The organism is Bradyrhizobium sp. SHOUNA76, assembly GCF_023006445.1.
Classification (GTDB): Bacteria; Pseudomonadota; Alphaproteobacteria; order Rhizobiales; family Xanthobacteraceae; genus Bradyrhizobium.
Window position 1 is genome coordinate 1 of sequence record NZ_JALBHA010000068.1, and the last position, 18,854, is coordinate 18,854.

Genomic DNA, 18,854 nt, shown 5'->3' on the forward strand with positions numbered 1-18,854 from the left:
GCCCTCGTCGCCGCGCTCGCGCGCACGCAGGGCACGACGCGCTTCTCGCCCGACGTGCTCACCAACTCCTCCGGCTTCGCCGGCATCGACGGCCTGTTCCGCTTCCGCGCCGATGGCACCAACGAACGTGGCCTCGCGGTGATGAAGGTGACGCAGGGCGGCGGCGTTGCTGTCGCGGGCTCGCCGAAGAGCTTTGGGGCGTAGCTCAGGGCGACGCTGCCGTAGGGTGGGCAAAGGCGCGGCAGCGCCGTGCCCACCGACTGTCTCGATAGCGAAAAATGCGTGGGCACGCTTCGCTTTGCCCACCCTACGGCAGCGCCTTACGCCGCGAGATCCGCGACCACCGCGTCCAGCACGGGGAATCCGCTGCTCGTCACGCGCAAGCGTCCCGTTGCATCCACTGTAATCGCGCCTTCTTCGCGCAGCAGGGTGATGCGTTTGGGATCGAGCGAACGGCCTGACAGCGCGGTGTAGCGCTCGGGGTCGATGCCCTCGGCGAGACGCAACCCCATCAGCAAAAATTCGTCGGCGCGCTCCTCGCTGTTGAGGAGGTCGTCGGTGACGACGCCATGGCCGTTGGTCTCGACCCGCAGCAGCCAGGCCTCGGGACGTTTCTCGGTGGCGGTGGCGTGGCGCACGCCATCGATGTCAAGCCGGCCGTGTGCGCCGGGACCTATCCCGGCATATTCCTCGCCGCGCCAATAGACCAGATTGTGCCGGCACTCGGCGCCGCGCCGTGCGTGATTGGAGATCTCGTAGGCGGGCAGCCCAAGCTTGTCGCAGGTTTCCTGCGTGACATCGTAGAGGGCGCGCGCGACGGCCTCGTCCGGTGTCTTCAATTTACCGGCCTGGTGCAGGCCGAAGAACGGCGTGCCTTCCTCGATCGTCAATTGATAGAGCGACAAATGCTCGGCCGCCTCATCGATCGCGAGACGCAGCTCATCGGCCCACATCGCCGGGGTCTGGTCCGGGCGGGCGTAGATCAGGTCGAACGAGTAACGGTCGAACGAGCGGCGTGCGATGGCGACGGCATCGAGCGCCTCGCGCGCGCTGTGCAACCGGCCCAGCGCCTTCAGCGAGGCATCGTCGAGCGCCTGGACGCCGAGCGAGACGCGGTTGACGCCGGCGGTGCGATAACCGGCGAAGCGCGTGGCCTCGACGCTGGTCGGATTCGCCTCCAGCGTGACTTCGACGTCGCCTGCGACGGTCCAGTGCTTGCCGATCGCGTCGAGCACGGCGCCGACGGTTGCAGGCTGCATCAGGGACGGCGTGCCGCCGCCGAGGAAGATCGAGGTGACTTCGCGGCCCGGCGCGCGCTGCGCGGTCGTTTCGATCTCACGTGCGAAGGCGGAGGCGAAGCGCGCCTCGTCGATCGCGGCGTGGCGGACGTGGCTGTTGAAGTCGCAATAGGGACATTTCGACAGGCAGAATGGCCAGTGCACGTAGACGCCGAAGGCTTCCTTAGCGCGGCTCAAGGCAGATCTCCGCCAGTTTCACGAAGGCGCGGGCGCGGTGCGACAGGCCGAGCCCAAGCGGTGGCAGGCCATGCTTCTCGATGCTTTCCATCTCGCCGAAAGTGCGGTTGTGGCCATCGGGCAAGAACATCGGATCGTAGCCGAAGCCGGCATTCCCGCGCGGCGGCCAGACCAGCGTGCCGTCGACGCGCGCCTCGACCTCTTCCAGATGGTCGTCGGGCCAGGCGACGCAGAGTGCGGAGACGAAGTGCGCCTTGCGCTTGTCCGGCGTGGTGGCGCCGCGCTCCTGCAACAGCCGCTCGATCTGCGCCATCGCCGCGTTGAAGTCCTTGCTCGGACCGGCCCAGCGCGCGCTGTAGATGCCGGGCGCGCCGTCCAGCGCGTCGACCACGATGCCGGAATCATCGGCGAAGGAGGGAAGCTTGGTCGCCTTGGCCGCCGAGATCGCCTTGATCGCCGCGTTGCTGCGGAAATCGCTGCCGGTCTCGTCCGGTTCCGCGAGGCCGAGCTCGCCGGCCGACACCGCCGCGATGCCGTACGGCGCAAGCAGCTCCCGCATCTCGGCGAGCTTGCCGGGATTGTGGGTCGCGATAACGAGCTTGTCCGTGATTCGGCGGTGCATGGGCCTATTGACTACGCCACAGCCAGTTTCTGCAAGTCTACCAGACGGGCGACGCCCTTGCGCGCCAGCGCCATCAGCCCCAGGAACTCATCCTGTGTGAACGGCTCGCGTTCCGCCGTGCCCTGCACCTCGATGATGCGGCCATCGCCGGTCATGACGAAATTGGCGTCGGTCTGGGCTTCGGAATCCTCGGCGTAGTCGAGATCGAGCACCGGCGTGCCGTTGTAGATGCCGCAGGAGATCGCGGCGACGTTGTCGCGCATGACGTTGGCCTTGATCATGTTGCGCGCCTTCATCCAGTTGATGCAATCGGCGAGCGCGACCCAGGCACCGGTGATCGAGGCCGTGCGGGTGCCGCCGTCGGCCTGGAGCACGTCGCAATCGACCGTGATCTGGCGCTCACCGAGCGCTTCCAGATCGACGATGGTGCGAAGCGAGCGGCCGATCAGGCGCTGGATCTCGACGGTGCGGCCGCTTTGCTTTCCGGCGGAGGCCTCGCGGCGGGTGCGTTCTGAGGTCGCGCGCGGCAGCATGCCGTATTCGGCGGTGACCCAGCCGCGGCCCTGGCCCTTCAGCCACGGCGGCAGGCGGTCTTCCAGCGTGGCGGTGACCAGCACATGGGTGTCGCCGAATTTCACGAGGCAGGAGCCTTCCGCATATTTGACCACGCCACGCTCCAGCGTCACGGGGCGCAATTCGTCGGGCGCACGGCGGCTTGGCCGCATGGGAAATCCTCCAAAACTCGCAGGTGTAGGGCTGTTGGCGGTGCTTGTAGGGGGGGTGAGGGTGGGCGGCAAGGTTTTTTCACCCCTGATTTCGTGCCCGCAAACACCACGCTTGTCAGAAGCGCCCGGGATGGACAAATTATGAGCATCTGAGAGGAGTTACCGTCGGTGGCCCATCACGATCCGATCCAGCTGATCGCGCCGCGCGCAGGCCTTGCCCAGCTCAACGAGCGTTCCCGCGACATCTTTCGTCAAATTGTCGAAAGCTATCTCGCGACCGGTGAGCCCGTGGGCTCGCGCAATATCTCGCGCCTGATCGCGATGCCGCTGTCGCCGGCCTCGGTCCGCAACGTCATGGCCGATCTGGAACAGCTCGGCCTGATCTACGCGCCCCACACCTCCGCCGGCCGGCTGCCGACGGAACTGGGCTTACGCTTTTTCGTCGATGCCCTGATGCAGGTCGGCGACCTCACTGAGGCTGAGCGGGCGGCGATCCAGAGCCAGCTTGCCACCGTAGGCCAGGCGCAATCGGTCGAGGCGGCGCTGGACCAGGCCTTGACGCGGCTGTCGGGACTGACCCGTGCCGCCGCGGTGGTGCTGACGCCAAAATCCAATGCGCGGCTGAAGCATATCGAATTCGTCCGGCTGGAACCGGAAAAGGCGCTGGTGATCCTGGTTGGCGAGGACGGCCAGGTCGAAAACCGCGTGCTGTCGCTGCCCCCCGGAGTTCCCTCCTCGGCGATCACCGAGGCCGGCAATTTTCTCAATGCGCGGATTCGCGGCCGCACCCTGGCCGAGGCGCGGCTCGAGCTCGAGACTGCGCTCGGGGAAGCCCGCGCCGAGCTCGATCAACTGACGCAGAAGGTGATCTCGGCCGGAATCGCAAGCTGGTCCGGCGGCGAGAACGAGAACCGGCAGCTCATCGTCCGCGGCCACGCCAATCTGCTGGAGGATCTCCACGCGCTGGAGGATTTGGAGCGGGTGCGCCTTTTGTTCGACGATCTCGAAACCAAGCGCGGCGTCATCGACCTCCTAGGCCGGGCCGAGACCGCCGAAGGCGTGCGCATCTTCATCGGCAGCGAGAACAAGCTGTTTTCCCTGTCAGGCTCCTCCACCATCATCTCGCCCTATCGGGATGCCGCCGGCCACATCGTCGGCGTCCTGGGCGTGATCGGCCCGACCCGGCTGAATTATGCCCGCGTGATCCCGACCGTGGACTACGCCGCCCGCATCGTCAGCCGGCTGCTGGGGGGCTGACCGGCGTTTCCGCCGATCACGGGCGCTTGATTTTCATGGCTCCAGGCCCGATATCCGGGCCAACAATCCCTGGAAACGAGTTCGAGATTAGAGCCGATGACCGATCGAGACCGGCAACCCGAAGACACGACCGCGCCGACGCCCGAGCCCGTGGTGTCGAAGCCCTACATCATGCCCGACGATCCCGAGCCCGGCTCGGTCGAAACGTTGCAGAAGGAAGCCACTGAGGCGCGCGACCGCATGCTGCGGACGCTGGCCGAGATGGAGAATCTGCGCAAGCGCACCGCCAAGGAAGTCGCTGACGCCCGCCTCTATGGCATCACCGGCTTTGCCCGCGACGTGCTCGACATCGCCGACAATCTCCAGCGCGCGCTCGATGCCGTTCCGGCCGAAGCCCGTGCCACGGCCGATCCCGGCCTGATCTCGCTGATCGAGGGCGTCGAGCTCACCGAGCGCTCGCTGCTCAACGCGCTGGAAAAGCATGGCGTGAAGAAGCTCGATCCGCAGGGCCAGAAGTTCGACCCGAACTTCCACCAGGCGATGTACGAAGTGCCCGATCCGTCGGTACCCTCGGGCACCGTGGTCCAGATCATGCAGGCGGGCTATACCATCGGCGAGCGCGTGCTGCGTCCGGCTTTGGTCGGCGTCGCCAAGGGCGGTGCAAAGGCCGCTCCGGCGGCGAACAACAACGAGTCCAGCGACGCGCCGAACTGAGTTTGGCGTCATTCCGGGGCGATGCGAAGCATCGGACCCGGAATCTCGAGATTCCGGGTTCGGCTCTTCGAGCCGCCCCGGAATGACAGCTCGGAAATCCTACGCACCCGCCGCGATATCCGCAGACTGAATCCGCTTCACGCCGGCCTTGGCCATATCGGCCCAGGCTTTTGCCAGCGAACCCTGCGTGTCGATGCCGCGGCAGGCGTCTTCCACCACATAGACCTCGAAGCCTGCCTTGCGCGCGTCGAGCGCGGTCCAGGCGACGCAGAAGTCCGTCGCCAGCCCTGCAACGAAGACGCGCTTGATCTTGCGCCCCTTGAGGTATCCGGCAAGTCCCGTCGAGGTCTTGCCGTCGGCCTCTAGAAAGGCCGAATAGCTATCGACGTCCTTGTGAAAGCCCTTGCGGATGATGAGTTCGGCGTGCGGGATCGCAAGGTCCTTCGACAGCGCGGCTCCGTCGGTGCCCTGCACGCAATGGTCCGGCCACAGCACCTGCTTGCCGTAGGGAAGGTCGACGGTCTCGAACGGCTTCTTGCCCGAATGCACTGACGCGAACGAGACGTGGCCCGGCGTGTGCCAGTCCTGCGTCATCACCACATTCGCAAACGCTTTCGAGATCTTGTTGATGACGGGCACCACCTGCTCGCCCTCTTTCACCGCGAGGCTGCCGCCGGGCAGGAAGCAGTTCTGCACGTCGATCACGAGCAGCGCGGAGGTCTCGTCAGGCTTGATAGATGCCGCTGCAAACAGCGCGGTTGGTGCGAGGCTCGCCAGCGCCGTCGTTCCGAGCATTGCCAAGACTTGTCGTCGGTCCAGCATCATTCGCCTCCCTTGGGATGATCCAACGGAAGCGAAGCCTAGTTCCGTTCGTATACGAACAGAAGCCCGAAAATGCAGCCGGCTCTGGCGAGGGGGTGGGCGGTCGACGCGCGAAGCGCGGCGGGTGAGGGCTGCCTCCTCTGTGGGAGCCTTCGTTGTGGAGACACCCTCTCCCCAACCCTCCCCCGCAAGCGGGGGAGGGAGCGCATCTCGCGCGGAGATGCAGCTACCCCTTCGGCTGAATGCCGTCGCGCACGGCGCGGAAGCGGGTGAAGGCGGCGAGCCATTGCTCGCGCGGGGCGCTGGCGATGATGCGCAGCGAGGCGCCGCCGCTCGAGAAGCGGATCCACTGCACCACGGTCACCGGGACCTTGTCCTTGCCGCTGACGCCGTCGATCCGGGTCTCGAAGCCCTGCTGGCCGTTGATGCGGATCGGCTCGGACATGGTGACGCGCGATTCGCGCACGCCGGGGATCTGCAGCGCCGCTTCCTGGGCGAAGCGGGCGCGGTCGTCGGCCTGTTGCGGGGTGGCGCCGATCACGCCGAGGATCATGAACGGCTTCGATTCATAGCCGGTGCTCTCGTCGCCGTCGGCCAGGATGATGCTGGAGCCAGGCGCCAGCGTGCGGATGTCCTTGAAGTCGGCGAGATCGGTCATCTTGAAGGGCATCAGCGCGATCTGCTCCTCGGCCGAGACCTGCTTGCGGGTGGTGACGCTCGCAAACATCTGCCGCACCGCTTCATCCGTGTAGATCTTGGTCGCATTCTCCGGGATCTGCACCGCGACATAACCGGAGAAGCCGGCGCCCGGCACGATCATCGAATAGCGCTTCACCGGGGTCTCGCCGGCCTTGCCGCTTTCGGTGGTGAAATAGGCAAGGCCCGCGGGGGTCTCGACCTTGTCCTGCTTGACGCCATTCGCGCCGGCCGGATTGGAATTGAAGGCGCTCACGACCTCGCCATAGGCCGCCGGCGGCAGCTCGGTGATCAGCACCTTGACGCTGCCATCCTCGCTCTCGAAGCCCGGAAAGGTTTTTGCCGTGTTGAGACCGACCAACGGCACCATGCCGAGGCGCAAGCCGGGCGGAAACACGGCGTCAGCGGCAAGCGCCGGAAACGCGGAGGCAACGAAGAGGGCGAGCGCGGCGAGGGGGCGGATCAGCTTCATGGGCACTCTGATTGGTTCACATTGAGGCCGTTCGATGGTCGGCGACCGGGCCGCTTTGTCGCGCGAAGCAGCCGTAGCGGCGGCACGGCCGGCCGCCTTTTACCGGGTTTGGGCTTGCGGTAACAGGGCGAGGACCGGGTGCGGTAGCGGGGGGCTTGCCGAGGTCTGAACCTGTTAATATTTCCTCACCCGCAAGGCGGTGAAGCCCGGATATGTTCTTCCAAAACCCAATGTTTTCGCGGCAGAAACCTGGCTTCGGTCCTTGCGGCCCCCTCCCCCCCTCCTATATGAGCCTCAATCATCGCAATATCGCGGATGTTTGATCTTAGGGGGTTTCGGTTTGGGTGCCTTCTGGGCCCAGCCAACCTGCCGCAAAAACAAGGATATCAGGACCATGGGAAAGGTCATTGGGATCGACCTCGGCACCACCAATTCGTGCGTCGCCGTGATGGATGGCAAGAACGCCAAAGTCATCGAGAATTCCGAAGGCATGCGCACGACGCCCTCGATCGTCGCCGTCACGGACGACGGTGAGCGCCTCGTCGGCCAGCCGGCCAAGCGCCAGGCCGTTACCAATCCCGAGCGCACCTTCTTCGCGGTGAAGCGCCTCATCGGCCGCCGCTACGACGACCCGATGGTCGAGAAGGACAAGAAGCTCGTCCCCTACAAGATCGTGAAGGCTTCCAACGGCGACGCCTGGGTCGAGGCCGACGGCCAGACCTACTCGCCCTCGCAGGTCTCGGCGTTCATCTTGCAGAAGATGAAGGAGACCGCGGAAGCCCATCTCGGCCAAAAGGTCGACCAGGCCGTCATCACCGTTCCCGCCTACTTCAACGACGCCCAGCGCCAGGCGACCAAGGACGCCGGCAAGATCGCGGGCCTCGAAGTGCTGCGCATCATCAACGAGCCGACCGCGGCCGCGCTTGCTTATGGCCTCGACAAGACCAAGACCGGCACCATTGCGGTGTACGATCTCGGCGGCGGCACGTTCGATATCTCGATCCTCGAGATCGGCGACGGCGTGTTCGAGGTGAAGTCGACCAACGGCGATACCTTCCTCGGCGGCGAAGACTTCGACATGCGCCTGGTCGGCTATCTCGCCGACGAATTCCAGAAGGAGCAGGGCATCAACCTGCGCAACGACAAGCTCGCGTTGCAGCGCCTGAAGGAAGCCGCTGAAAAGGCCAAGATCGAGCTGTCCTCGACGACGCAGACCGAGATCAACCTGCCCTTCATCACGGCGGACCAGACCGGCCCGAAGCATCTGACGATGAAGCTCACCCGCGCCAAGTTCGAGGCGCTGGTCGACGACCTCGTCCAGAAGACCGTCGAGCCCTGCCGCAAGGCTCTGAAGGACGCCGGCGTCACCGCCGGTGAGATCGGCGAAGTGGTTCTGGTCGGCGGCATGTCGCGCATGCCGAAGGTCCAGGAAGTCGTGAAGCAGCTGTTCGGCAAGGAGCCGCACAAGGGCGTCAACCCGGACGAAGTCGTGGCGATCGGCGCCGCGATCCAGGCCGGCGTGCTCCAGGGCGACGTCAAGGACGTGCTGCTGCTCGACGTGACCCCGCTGTCGCTGGGCATCGAGACGCTGGGCGGCGTGTTCACCCGCATCATCGACCGCAACACCACGATCCCGACCAAGAAGAGCCAGGTGTTCTCGACCGCCGAGGACAGCCAGAACGCGGTCACCATCCGCGTCTTCCAGGGCGAGCGTGAAATGGCGGCCGACAACAAGATGCTCGGCCAGTTCGACCTGATGGGCATTCCGCCGGCCCCGCGCGGCATGCCGCAGATCGAGGTGACGTTCGACATCGACGCCAACGGCATCGTCAACGTCTCGGCCAAGGACAAGGCCACCGGCAAGGAGCAGCAGATCCGCATCCAGGCCTCCGGCGGCCTGTCGGAAGCCGACATCGAGAAGATGGTCAAGGACGCCGAGGCCAATGCCGAGGCGGACAAGAAGCGTCGCGAGGCCGTGACCGCCAAGAACGAGGCGGATGGTCTGGTGCATTCGACCGAGAAGGCTTTGGCCGAGCACGGTTCGAAGGTCGGCGAGACCGAGCGCCGCGCCATCGAGGACGCCGTCGGCGACCTCAAGGAAGCGCTGAAGGGCGACGATGCCGAGGCGATCAAGGCCAAGACCCAAACGCTGGCCCAGGCGTCGATGAAGCTCGGCGAGGCCATGTACAAGCAGCAGGCCGAGGCCGACGCCAAGAAGGACGCGGCCAAGGACGACGTCGTCGATGCGGAATTCACCGAGGTCGACGACGACAAGAACAACAAGAAGTCCGCCTGAGCCCCGAGAGGGTGACGATGCGGACGGCTTGGACCCCACACGCGCTACCGGCCTCCTCCCTTACGGGGGAGGCCGTCGTGTTGGGCTCGACGGGACGAGTGCCCGTTACGATCAATCAATTCCCAGCCGTTATGCTGAACGTTGCCATGCAGCCCTCTGCCGCCGGGCGGAAGGCCGCCTATATTGTCGCGTGGCGACGTTGTTTCGCTCCGACTTGAATCGCGATTGGATAGACCGAGTCCGACATGTCCACGTCCACCAAGCGCTGCTACTACGAGACCCTCGAGGTCGAACGCGATGCCGACGAAGGCAAGCTGAAGTCGTCGTTCCGCAAGCTCGCCATGAAATTTCATCCCGACCGCAATCCGGGGGATGAGACCAGCGAGGTCAAATTCAAGGAACTCAACGAAGCCTACGAGGTCCTCAAGGACAAGGACAAGCGCGCCGCCTATGACCGTTACGGTCATGCCGCTTTCGAGCAGGGCGGCAGTGGTGGTGCCGGCTTCGGCGCGGGTTTCGCCTCCTCTTTCTCCGACATTTTCGAAGATCTGTTCGGTATGGCCGGGCAGCGCGGTCGCGGCGGTCGCGAGCGCGGTGCCGACCTGCGCTACAACATGGAAATCACGCTCGAGGAAGCCTTTGGCGGCAAGACCGCGCAGATCGAGATTCCGGTCTCGGTCACCTGCGAGGCCTGCTCGGGCATCGGCGCCAAGGCCGGAACCAAGCCCAAGACCTGTTCGACCTGCGGCGGCGCCGGCCGCGTGCGTCAGTCGCAGGGCTTCTTCACACTCGAGCGGACCTGTCCGGGCTGCCAGGGCCGCGGCCAGATGATCGAGGATGCCTGCCCGTCCTGCTCGGGCCAGGGTCGCGTCACCCGCGAGCGGAATCTTTCGGTCAACATTCCCCCGGGTGTCGAGGACGGCACCAGGATCAGGCTCGCCGGTGAGGGTGAGGCGGGGGTCCGCGGCGGTCCGCCTGGCGACCTCTACATCTTCCTGTCGCTGGCCCAGCACCAGTTCTTCCAGCGCGACGGCGCCGATCTGCATTGCCGTGTGCCGATCTCGATGGTGACGGCCGCCCTCGGCGGCGAATTCGAGGTGCCGACCATCGAGAAGAGCAAGGCCAAGGTGAAGGTGCCGGCCGGGACCCAGTCCAACCGCCGATTCCGCATTGCATCAAAAGGCATGCCGGTGCTGCGCTCGCGCCAGATGGGCGACATGTATGTTCAGGTCGTGGTCGAGACGCCGCAGAACCTCACCAAGAAGCAGCAGGAGCTGCTGGCCGAGTTCGAAAAGCTGTCAAGCGGCAACACCCAGCCGGAATCCGAGGGCTTCTTCGCCAAGGTCAAGGATTTCTTCGGTAATCGGGCGAGTTGACTCGGCTTGACCGTACCGCCTTCGGCCTATACGTCTTTATGACCATTTTCTGACACGCCGCGGTCCCGCGGTCCCGTCCGGTCCTGACATGCCATTGCCATCGTCCGCGCGTGCGTTGAAGAAGCCTCGTCTCGATGACGAGGTGCGCTTCCTCAGATCATGGATCGAAAAGCCCCTGCACATGGGCGCCGTGATGCCGTCGGGCAAGCTTTTGGCCCGGACCATGGCCCATTACGTCGATGTCGATTCGGACGCGCCTGTGGTCGAGCTCGGGCCCGGGACCGGCGCCATCACCTCGGCCCTGGTCGAGCGCGGTGTCGATCAGAAGCGTCTCGTCCTCGTCGAATACAATCCCGGCTTCTGCGCGCTGCTGCGCGACCGCTATCCGCAGGCCAAGGTGGTGCAGGGCGATGCCTATCGCCTCCGTGACACGCTCTGGAACGTGCTGAGCGCGCCGGCCTCCGCGGTCGTCTCGGGCCTGCCGCTCGTGACAAAACCGATGCTGACGCGGCTGCGGCTGATCCGCGACGCCTTCACGGCGCTCGCGCCCGGAGCGCCCTTCGTCCAGTTCACCTATGCGGTGGTGCCGCCGATCCCGAAATCGCTGCCCGGCGTGTCCACAGAGGCTTCGGAACGGATCTGGATGAACCTTCCGCCGGCCCGCGTCTGGGTGTATCGCAAGCACTAATTCCGCCGGCTTGGTTCTTTGCGCGGCGGGTTGGTTTCGCCGAACGCATGGAAGCGGATGTCCGCACCCAAAATCCTGATCATTCCCGGCTCGCTGCGTACTGGTTCGCACAATGCGAAGCTGGCGGCGGTCGCCGCCCATGAATTCGCCCAGGCCGGCGTGGATGTCACCCGTATCTCACTCGCCGATTTCCCGCTGCCGATCTATGACGGCGATCTCCAGGCCAAATCCGGCGTGCCCAAGCACGCGATCAATCTCAAGCGCATGATGGGCGCGCATCATGGTGTCCTGATCGTCTCGCCTGAATACAACGCCTCGGTGCCGCCGCTTCTCAAGAACGCGATCGACTGGGTCAGCCGCGTGCACGAGCTGCACGAGGCGCGCGGCGAGGTCTTCCGCAACCGTGCCTTCGCGCTCGCCGGCGCCTCGCAGAGCCGGTTAGGTGCCGCCCGCGCGCTCCAGGCGTTACGGCTGATCCTGACCTCCTGCCACGCCAATGTGATTGCCAGCCAGCTCACCCTCGCCTTTGCCGACCAGGCCTATGACGATATGGACAGGCTCAAGAACGAGGGTGATATCGCCGCGTTGAAGGAGCTGGTGCGGCAGTTGATCGACATTTCCCAACGCATGATGTGAGGTGACATGACTCCAGCCGAGATCGCCCCCAAGGACCGCCTGATCGTCGCGCTCGATCTGCCCAGCGTCGATGCCGCGGAGGCGACGATCAACCGTCTCGGCGACAGCGTCACCTTCTACAAGATCGGTTACCGGCTTGCTTATGCCGGCGGATTGCCGCTGGTCGGCAAGCTCGCCGACAAGGGCAAGAAGGTCTTTCTCGATCTCAAGCTGCACGACATCGGCAACACCGTGACGCAAGGCGTCGAGAGCATCACCAGGCTTGGCGCCACATTCCTCACCGTGCACGCCTACCCACAGACCATGAAGGGCGCGGTCGAAGGCCGCGGCAATTCGAGCCTGAGGATTCTCGCCGTCACAGTGCTGACCTCCTATAACGAGGACGATCTGCATGCGGCCGGCTATCGGCTCGGCGTATCCGAGCTGGTCGAGGCGCGCGCGCAGCAGGCGCAGGTGCTTGGCATCGACGGACTGGTGTCGTCGCCGGAGGAAGTTGGAGCCTTGCGTAAAATCGTCGGCCACCAGATGCATCTCGTCACACCGGGCATCCGGCCGGTCGGTTCGGCGACCGGCGACCAGAAGCGCATCATGACGCCGGGCCGCGCCATCGCCGCCGGCGCCGATTATCTCGTCGTCGGACGGCCGATCGTCGAAGCCGCCGACCCGAAGGCGATTGCGGAAGCCATCCAGGCCGAGATCGCGCAAGCGCTCGGTTGAGCAACAACAGGGAGAAGAACAATGGCAAAGGGCTACTGGATCGGGCGCGTCGATGTGAGCAGTGACGAAGGCTACAAGCCCTATGCCGTCGCCAACGGTCCGATCTTCAGGAAATGGGGCGGCCGCTTCGTCGTCCGCGCCGGCAAGTTCACCACCGTCGAAGGCGCCAGCCGCACCCGCAACGTCGTGATCGAATTCCCGGACTACGAGACCGCGATCGCCTGTTACAATTCGCCCGAATACCAGGCCAACATCAAGGTGCGTCAGCCGCACTCGGTCGCCGACCTCATCATCATCGAGGGCTATGACGGCCCGCAGCCGTCGGACAACTGACGGACACCGTCATTCCGGGGCGGCTCGCAGAGCCGAACCCGGAATCTCGAGATTCCGGGTCTGGTCCTTCGGACCATCCCGGAATGACGGTGAATGTCGCCGCCTGATCCCCCTCGGTTGCCGGAACTGCCTCCCCCCGCTACAACGGCTCCGAAGAGGATCACACCATGTCCGACATGCGCTTGATTGTTGCTGGAGCCGGCGGCCGGATGGGCCGCGCGCTGGTGCGGGCGATTGCCGAGAGCAAAGGTGCGGTGCTGGCCGGCGCGCTGGAGGCGCCGGGCTCCGAGCTGCTCGGCAAGGATGCCGGCGTGCTTGCAGGCCTGCCCGCCAACGGCATCAAGCTGTCGGCCGATCTCTGGGCGATGTCGAAGGAGGCCGACGGCATCCTCGATTTCACCGTACCGGCCGCGACCATCGCCAATGTCGCAATCGCGGCCGAGCGGGGCATCGTCCATGTCGTCGGCACCACCGGGCTGTCGGGCTCCGACAATGCCGTGATCAAGAGCGTCACCAATCGCGCCGTCGTGGTGCAATCGGGCAATATGAGCCTCGGCGTCAATCTGCTGGCCGCGGTGGTCAAGCGCGTCGCCAAGGCGCTCGATGAAACCTTCGATATCGAGATCGTCGAAACCCATCATCGCATGAAGGTCGACGCACCCTCGGGCACTGCGCTGATGCTGGGCCAGGCCGCCGCCAGCGGCCGCGGCGTCACCCTCGATGACCATTCCGAGCGCGGCCGTGACGGCATCACCGGAGCGCGCAGGCCGGGCAATATCGGTTTCGCCTCGTTGCGCGGCGGCACCGTCGCCGGCGACCACAGCGTGACCTTCCTCGGCCCGTTCGAGCGCCTGACGCTGTCGCATCAGGCCGAGGACCGCATGCTGTTCGCCCATGGCGCGCTGAAGGCGGCGTTGTGGGCGCACGGCAAGAAGCCGGGTCACTACTCCATGGCCGACGTGCTCGGCCTCTCCGACATCTGAACCAGAGCATGATCCGGAAAAGTGTGAAGCGGTTTTCCGAGAAGATCATGCTCAAACAACAACCGTAACGGAAAGCAGTCAATGAGCGAACGTCTTCTCGTGCTCGTGCGTCACGGCCAGAGCGAATGGAATCTGAAGAACCTGTTCACGGGTTGGAAGGACCCCGACCTCACCGAGCTCGGCGTGAAGGAAGCCACGGAAGCCGGCCGCAAGCTGAAGGCGCAGGGCCTCGTGTTCGACGTCGCCTATACGTCGGTGCTCACGCGCGCGCAGCACACGCTCGACCTCATCCTCGGCGAGCTCGACCAGAAAGGCCTGCCGACGATGAAGAACCTCGCGCTGAACGAGCGCGACTATGGCGATCTCTCCGGCCTCAACAAGGATGACGCCCGCAAGAAATGGGGCGAGGACCAGGTGCTGATCTGGCGCCGCTCCTACGACGTGCCGCCGCCCGGCGGCGAGAGTCTGAAGGACACGCTGGCGCGCGCGCTGCCGTACTATGTGCAGGAGATTCTGCCCGGCGTGCTCAACGGCAAGCGCACGCTGGTCGCCGCCCACGGCAACTCACTGCGCGCGCTGATCATGGTGCTGGAAAAGCTCTCGCCCGAAGGCATTCTGAAGCGCGAGCTCGCGACGGGTGTGCCGATCATTTACCGGCTCAACGCAGATTCGACCGTGGCCTCGAAGCTGGATCTGGCGGGCTGAATTTTCTTCGCCGCATGCGCGATGCCGTAGGGTGGGCAAAGCGAAGCGTGCCCACGATATGTCGGTGGTTTCAGAAAGATGGTGGGCACGGCGCTCTGCGCCTTTGCCCACCCTACGGCAGTGTGCTTGCAGCTCCTACTGCATCCCCAGCTGCCCGGCTTCCCAGCCCAGCATCGCCTGCTTGCGGGTGATGCCCCAGTGATAGCCGGTGAGCGTGCCGCTCTTGCCGAGCGCGCGGTGGCAGGGAACGACGAACGAGACCGGGTTCTTGCCGACCGCGGCGCCGACGGCGCGCGAGGCCTTCGGGCTGTTGATGTTGCAGGCGATGTCGGAATAGGACACCGCGCGCCCCATCGGGATCTTCAACAGCGTCTCCCACACCCGCACCTCGAAATCGGTGCCGATCATGACCACGCGCAGCGGCTGGTCCGGCCGCCAAAGTCTGGTGTCGAAGATGCGCGCAGCGAGCGGGGCCGTGCCCTCGTGATCCTCGACATAGATCGCGTTCGGCCAGCGCCGCGTCATGTCGGCGAGCGCAACCTTCTCGTCGCCGTGGTCGGCGAAGGCAAGGCCTGACAGGCCGCGATCGGTGGCGATCACGATCGCTGTGCCGAACGGCGAGGGGTGAAAGCCGTAGCGCAAGGTCAGGCCGGCGCCACCGTTCTTCCATTCGCCCGGCGACATCGCTTCATGGGTGACGAAGAGATCGTGCAGCCGCCCCGGGCCTGACAGGCCGGAATCGAGCGCGGCGTCGAGAATGCTCGCGGAGTCCCGTAGCAATCCCTTGGCGTGATCGAGCGTCAGCGCCTGCATGAAGGCCTTTGGTGTGATCGAGGCCCAGCGGCGGAACAGATGGTGCAGCTCATCCGGCGTGACGCCGGCGGCATCCGCCATCGCCTCGATGGTCGGCTGCGCGCGCCAGTTCTCCGAGATGAAGGCGATCGCCCGGCGGACCGAATCATAGTCACGCAACGCGGCGTTCTGGGGGCCCGGCTTGGTCAGGCGCTGGTCATGTATGGCGAGTGTCATCATGACCGGAAATGTAGGGGAGGGACGGGTGGGAAACCACCCGATTTCCGACGTGAAATCAGCTGATCGGGTTGTAGGTCGGACCGCGCTTGGCGGCGTTGAGTGCTTCAACCAAGCCTTTGTAAAAACTTGCTTTTTCCTCTGGCCCCAGGAAGCGGGCGATCTGGATCTGGTGGCCGCGCGAGATCAGATAGAGATGCTCGATGCCAAAGTCCTCGTCGACCTCCATGTCGAGGCGGACCCAGAGCGGATTGAACGTCCATTCGGCGACCTGGCCGCGATGGCTGATCCGGCGCACGCGCAACTCGGAGGTCGTGACCGTGATCTCCTCGCGTGCCCGCGCGGTGCGGAAATTGACCCGGAAGGCCCACCAGATCACCAGCACGTCGATGCCGAAGAAACCGAGCACCGGCCAGGCGCCCTTCAACAGGAAAGCGAGACCAGTGGCAAAGCTCACCACGCTCAGGAACAGCATCACGGCGAGGAAGCCGGTGCGGTCGAGCGAGCGGTGCGGCGTCAGCAGCGCGGAGAAGATCTGAGGCTCGTCCTCGCTTTCAGATTGCTCCCGCTCAATTTCGTTGCCTGTGCTCATCGTCCCTCAGTATATCCCGATCATGGCGAAAATCACCCGCAAGCCGACGCCGCGCAAAGCGCCCGTGCCCAACGACAAGGCAGAGGCGGCCGTCGCGAAGCCCAAGCCCGCTAAGAAATCGGCCCCCGCCAGGAAGTCGCTTAGGGCTATCAGACCCTGGACGCCCGCTGAGGTTCACGAAGTCTTCAGCCGTTTCCGCAAAGCCAACCCGGAGCCGAAGGGCGAGCTCGAGCACGTCAATCCGTTCACGCTGCTGGTGGCCGTGGTGCTGTCGGCGCAGGCCACCGATGCCGGCGTCAACAAGGCGACGCGTGCGTTGTTCGAAGTCGCGGACACGCCGCAGAAGATGCTCGACCTCGGCGAGGAGCGGTTGCGCGACTACATCAAGACCATCGGGCTCTACCGAACCAAGGCCAGAAACGTCATCGCGCTGTCGGCAAAGGTGATCAGCGAATTCGGCGGCGAGGTGCCGCGCACGCGCGCCGAGATCGAGTCGTTGCCCGGCGCCGGCCGCAAGACCGCCAACGTCGTGCTCAACATGGCCTTCGGCGAACACACCATGGCGGTCGACACGCATGTGTTCCGTGTCGGCAACCGCACGGGACTAGCGCCCGGCAAGACGCCGCTGGAAGTCGAACTCGGTCTCGAAAAGGTGATCCCCGCGGAGTTCATGCTGCACGCCCATCATTGGCTGATCCTGCACGGCCGCTATACTTGCCTCGCCCGCACGCCGCGCTGCGAGGTCTGCCTGATCAACGATCTCTGCCGATGGCCGGAGAAGACGGTCTGAGCGACGGCGCCATCACCGCATCTGCCGCGCGGGCTCGATCAGCTCGGGCCGCGGGCCTGATAGCCGCTTGTGCATGTGGACCATGAAAGCCATGCCGAAGATCGGCGTCGCCAGATTGACGATCGGGATCGAGACGAAGGCGGCGATGAACAGGCCGGCGGTGAAGATGGTGGCGGCGTTGTCGCGTCGCATCGCCTTGGCCTCTTCCGGCGAGCGGAAACGCATCGCGGCCAGCTCGAAATATTCACGACCGAGCAGCCAGGCGGCGGCGAGGAAGAAGACCAGGAAGCCGGCGCCGGCGAACAGTACCAGCGGCAGCGCGATCAGATAGACGAGGATCGTCAGCAGCGCGGTCTTGATGCCCTCGAAGATGGCCTGGCTGAACGGCAGCGCGCGGCCTGGCTGCTCGGCCGGATAGTGCTCGCGCTCGACGATGTCGGCGACGTCGTCGACGAACAGGCTGGCCACCACCGAAGTGATCGCGGGCATCAGGAAGACGCCGCCGAACACGACACCGAGGCCCGCGGCGATCGAGACGATCCAGGACAGGATTTCGAGCGATGTATGCCAGCCCGGTCCCAGCAGCCCTTCCAGCCAGACCTCACCGGAGGTCGCAAACCAGCTCAAGAGCCGCTGCAAGCCGATCGCCAGCACGGTGATCAGCACGAGCGCAAGCCCGATCGACCGCCACAGGATCGAGCGCATCGGCGGCGAGATCATTTGCGACAGCGCCTTGATGGCGGCATCCAGCATGGTGGGGCCCTTTCACGAAACGACCCGCGAGAGGTAGAGATGCACGGCGGTTTCGGCAAGGGAGGGCAGCTACGGCCTGCTTCCTTTGTCCCGACCACAGTATCGTAGAGTGGGCAAAGCGTAGCGTGCCCACGGCTTCTGTCGCGGTTTTCGATTGATGGTGGGCACGGCGCAAGTGCGCCTTTGCCCACCCTACGAGATTGATCCAGCGGATGGAGCCGCTCACCCACAAGGGGTTCGCACCGTCGGTTCAGCCCTCAGCTACCCATGCCGATGCCCGTGCTTGCGCCCCTTTGCCTGCTTGCCTTCCCCTGTCGGGATCATCACCACGCGGCCGTAGCGCACGCCGCGTTCGGCGATGATGTGGTCGGCGAAATGCCGGACCTCGGCGGCATCGCCCCGCAGCGCGGTCATCTCCATGCAATTGTTGTCGTCGAGATGGACATGCAGGGTCGCCAGCGCGAGGTCGTGATGGCCGTGGAATTCCTGCACCAGGCGCTTGGAGAGATCGCGGGCGGCGTGGTCGTAGACATAGACGAGGCCGGCGACGCAGGCGCCGGTCTGCGCGGTGTCCTCGGTGCTCTGCTGCAGGCCGGCGCGGGCGAGATCGCGGATGATCTCGGAGCGGTTCTGATAGCCGCGTGCTTCCGCCGCCGCGTCAATCTCCGCCAAGAGATCGTCCTCGATCGTGATCGTAATTCGCTGCATCAGGCCCTCTCTGCGTCCCGCCTATATTCCGTGAACCGTAGCCCGGATGGAGCGAAGCGCAATCCGGGACAGTCTCGATTTGTTAGCAGAACCCGGATTTCGCTTGCGCTCCATGCGGTCTACGCAGTGTCTTCACAGCCGCGTTGCACGCAGGCGCAGCGCATTCCCGACCACGCTCACCGAGGACAGCGCCATCGCCGCTGCCGCGATGATCGGCGACAGCAGGACGCCGAAGGTCGGATAGAGGATGCCGGCGGCGATCGGGATGCCGGCGGCATTGTAGATGAAGGCGAAGAACAGGTTCTGGCGGATGTTGCTCATGGTCGCCTGCGACAGCTTTCGCGCGCGGACGATGCCCACGAGGTCGCCCTTGAGCAGCGTCACGCCCGCGCTCTCCATCGCCACATCCGTGCCGGTGCCCATGGCGATGCCGACTTCGGCCGCCGCCAGCGCCGGCGCGTCGTT

20 protein-coding genes and 2 pseudogenes are annotated in these 18,854 nt (G+C 65.1%); 12 read left to right on the top strand and 10 right to left on the bottom strand.

Going from position 1 to position 18,854, the window contains the following annotated elements; all coding sequences use genetic code 11:
- Nucleotides 1–204, top strand: a pseudogene (locus tag MOV74_RS11130) (penicillin-binding protein activator); the annotation flags it as partial.
- A gap of 116 nt (nt 205–320) precedes the next feature.
- Here MOV74_RS11130 and hemW read toward each other — a convergent pair.
- Genes hemW through rph form a run of 3 tightly spaced genes read right to left on the bottom strand, consistent with a single transcriptional unit; the run spans nt 321 to nt 2,822 of the window.
- Complete coding sequence (gene hemW, locus MOV74_RS11135; protein ID WP_246921453.1) at nt 321–1,475, bottom strand: radical SAM family heme chaperone HemW; 1,155 nt, start codon at nt 1,473–1,475, stop codon at nt 321–323.
- The gene (rdgB, locus tag MOV74_RS11140; protein ID WP_246921456.1) at nt 1,462–2,097 is read right to left on the bottom strand and encodes an RdgB/HAM1 family non-canonical purine NTP pyrophosphatase; all 636 of its coding nucleotides are present in this window, start codon (nt 2,095–2,097) and stop codon (nt 1,462–1,464) included. Before rdgB ends, hemW begins: the two co-directional genes overlap by 14 nt.
- Nucleotides 2,098–2,108: 11 nt before the next feature.
- On the bottom strand, nt 2,109–2,822 hold the full coding sequence (rph, locus tag MOV74_RS11145) for a ribonuclease PH (RefSeq protein ID WP_246921459.1): 714 nt from the start codon (nt 2,820–2,822) through the stop codon (nt 2,109–2,111).
- A gap of 168 nt (nt 2,823–2,990) precedes the next feature.
- Between rph and hrcA the strand changes: the two genes are divergently transcribed.
- Nucleotides 2,991–4,079 (top strand): heat-inducible transcriptional repressor HrcA, encoded by a 1,089-nt coding sequence (gene hrcA / locus MOV74_RS11150; RefSeq protein ID WP_246921461.1) that lies wholly within the window; start codon nt 2,991–2,993, stop codon nt 4,077–4,079.
- Nucleotides 4,080–4,175: 96 nt separating this feature from the next.
- Nucleotides 4,176–4,793 carry a nucleotide exchange factor GrpE gene (gene grpE, locus MOV74_RS11155; RefSeq protein ID WP_246921464.1) on the top strand — a complete coding sequence of 206 codons (618 nt, stop codon included), beginning with the start codon at nt 4,176–4,178 and terminating at the stop codon, nt 4,791–4,793.
- A gap of 99 nt (nt 4,794–4,892) precedes the next feature.
- On the opposite strand, the gene pncA is transcribed toward grpE, so the two are convergent.
- Nucleotides 4,893–5,615, bottom strand: a complete 723-nt coding sequence (gene pncA / locus MOV74_RS11160) for a bifunctional nicotinamidase/pyrazinamidase (RefSeq protein ID WP_246921467.1) — start codon at nt 5,613–5,615, stop codon at nt 4,893–4,895.
- A gap of 226 nt (nt 5,616–5,841) precedes the next feature.
- On the bottom strand, nt 5,842–6,783 hold the full coding sequence (locus MOV74_RS11165) for a hypothetical protein (RefSeq protein WP_246921469.1): 942 nt from the start codon (nt 6,781–6,783) through the stop codon (nt 5,842–5,844).
- Nucleotides 6,784–7,177: 394 nt separating this feature from the next.
- Here MOV74_RS11165 and dnaK point away from each other — a divergent pair, with 394 nt between their 5' ends.
- From dnaK to MOV74_RS11205, 8 genes are all read left to right on the top strand, one after another.
- The gene (gene dnaK, locus MOV74_RS11170; RefSeq protein WP_028139411.1) at nt 7,178–9,079 is read left to right on the top strand and encodes a molecular chaperone DnaK; all 1,902 of its coding nucleotides are present in this window, start codon (nt 7,178–7,180) and stop codon (nt 9,077–9,079) included.
- A gap of 245 nt (nt 9,080–9,324) precedes the next feature.
- Nucleotides 9,325–10,455 (top strand): molecular chaperone DnaJ, encoded by a 1,131-nt coding sequence (gene dnaJ / locus MOV74_RS11175; protein WP_246921472.1) that lies wholly within the window; start codon nt 9,325–9,327, stop codon nt 10,453–10,455.
- Between the two features lie 88 nt (nt 10,456–10,543).
- A complete protein-coding gene (locus MOV74_RS11180; protein ID WP_246921476.1) occupies nt 10,544–11,143 on the top strand; it encodes a class I SAM-dependent methyltransferase in 600 nt (199 codons plus the stop codon).
- Between the two features lie 57 nt (nt 11,144–11,200).
- Nucleotides 11,201–11,779, top strand: a complete 579-nt coding sequence (locus MOV74_RS11185) for an NADPH-dependent FMN reductase (protein ID WP_246921478.1) — start codon at nt 11,201–11,203, stop codon at nt 11,777–11,779.
- A 6-nt stretch (nt 11,780–11,785) separates the two neighbouring features.
- Nucleotides 11,786–12,496: an orotidine-5'-phosphate decarboxylase gene (pyrF, locus tag MOV74_RS11190; protein ID WP_246921480.1), complete on the top strand. Its 711-nt coding sequence runs from the start codon at nt 11,786–11,788 to the stop codon at nt 12,494–12,496.
- A gap of 21 nt (nt 12,497–12,517) precedes the next feature.
- On the top strand, nt 12,518–12,829 hold the full coding sequence (locus tag MOV74_RS11195) for a DUF1330 domain-containing protein (RefSeq protein ID WP_246921482.1): 312 nt from the start codon (nt 12,518–12,520) through the stop codon (nt 12,827–12,829).
- Nucleotides 12,830–12,996: 167 nt separating this feature from the next.
- Entirely contained in the window at nt 12,997–13,812 is an 816-nt protein-coding gene (gene dapB, locus MOV74_RS11200; protein WP_246921484.1) for a 4-hydroxy-tetrahydrodipicolinate reductase, read from the top strand.
- Between the two features lie 81 nt (nt 13,813–13,893).
- On the top strand, nt 13,894–14,517 hold the full coding sequence (locus MOV74_RS11205; RefSeq protein ID WP_211395052.1) for a 2,3-bisphosphoglycerate-dependent phosphoglycerate mutase: 624 nt from the start codon (nt 13,894–13,896) through the stop codon (nt 14,515–14,517).
- A 135-nt stretch (nt 14,518–14,652) separates the two neighbouring features.
- Here the strand turns inward: MOV74_RS11205 and MOV74_RS11210 are convergent, their stop codons facing one another.
- Together MOV74_RS11210 and MOV74_RS11215 are read right to left on the bottom strand one after the other, a co-directional pair.
- Nucleotides 14,653–15,549 carry a bifunctional helix-turn-helix domain-containing protein/methylated-DNA--[protein]-cysteine S-methyltransferase gene (locus MOV74_RS11210; RefSeq protein WP_246921488.1) on the bottom strand — a complete coding sequence of 299 codons (897 nt, stop codon included), beginning with the start codon at nt 15,547–15,549 and terminating at the stop codon, nt 14,653–14,655.
- A gap of 55 nt (nt 15,550–15,604) precedes the next feature.
- Nucleotides 15,605–16,138, bottom strand: a complete 534-nt coding sequence (locus tag MOV74_RS11215; protein ID WP_246921491.1) for a DUF2244 domain-containing protein — start codon at nt 16,136–16,138, stop codon at nt 15,605–15,607.
- A gap of 22 nt (nt 16,139–16,160) precedes the next feature.
- On the opposite strand from MOV74_RS11215, the gene nth reads away from it, so the two are divergent.
- A complete protein-coding gene (gene nth / locus MOV74_RS11220) occupies nt 16,161–16,928 on the top strand; it encodes an endonuclease III (RefSeq protein ID WP_246921493.1) in 768 nt (255 codons plus the stop codon).
- A 12-nt stretch (nt 16,929–16,940) separates the two neighbouring features.
- Here nth and MOV74_RS11225 read toward each other — a convergent pair whose 3' ends face one another.
- From MOV74_RS11225 to MOV74_RS11235, 3 genes and pseudogenes are all read right to left on the bottom strand, one after another.
- Nucleotides 16,941–17,681: a sulfate transporter family protein gene (locus MOV74_RS11225; RefSeq protein ID WP_246921496.1), complete on the bottom strand. Its 741-nt coding sequence runs from the start codon at nt 17,679–17,681 to the stop codon at nt 16,941–16,943.
- 261 nt (nt 17,682–17,942) lie between these two features.
- Nucleotides 17,943–18,389, bottom strand: a complete 447-nt coding sequence (nikR, locus tag MOV74_RS11230; protein WP_246921499.1) for a nickel-responsive transcriptional regulator NikR — start codon at nt 18,387–18,389, stop codon at nt 17,943–17,945.
- Between the two features lie 132 nt (nt 18,390–18,521).
- Nucleotides 18,522–18,854: pseudogene (locus MOV74_RS11235) on the bottom strand (haloacid dehalogenase); the annotation flags it as partial.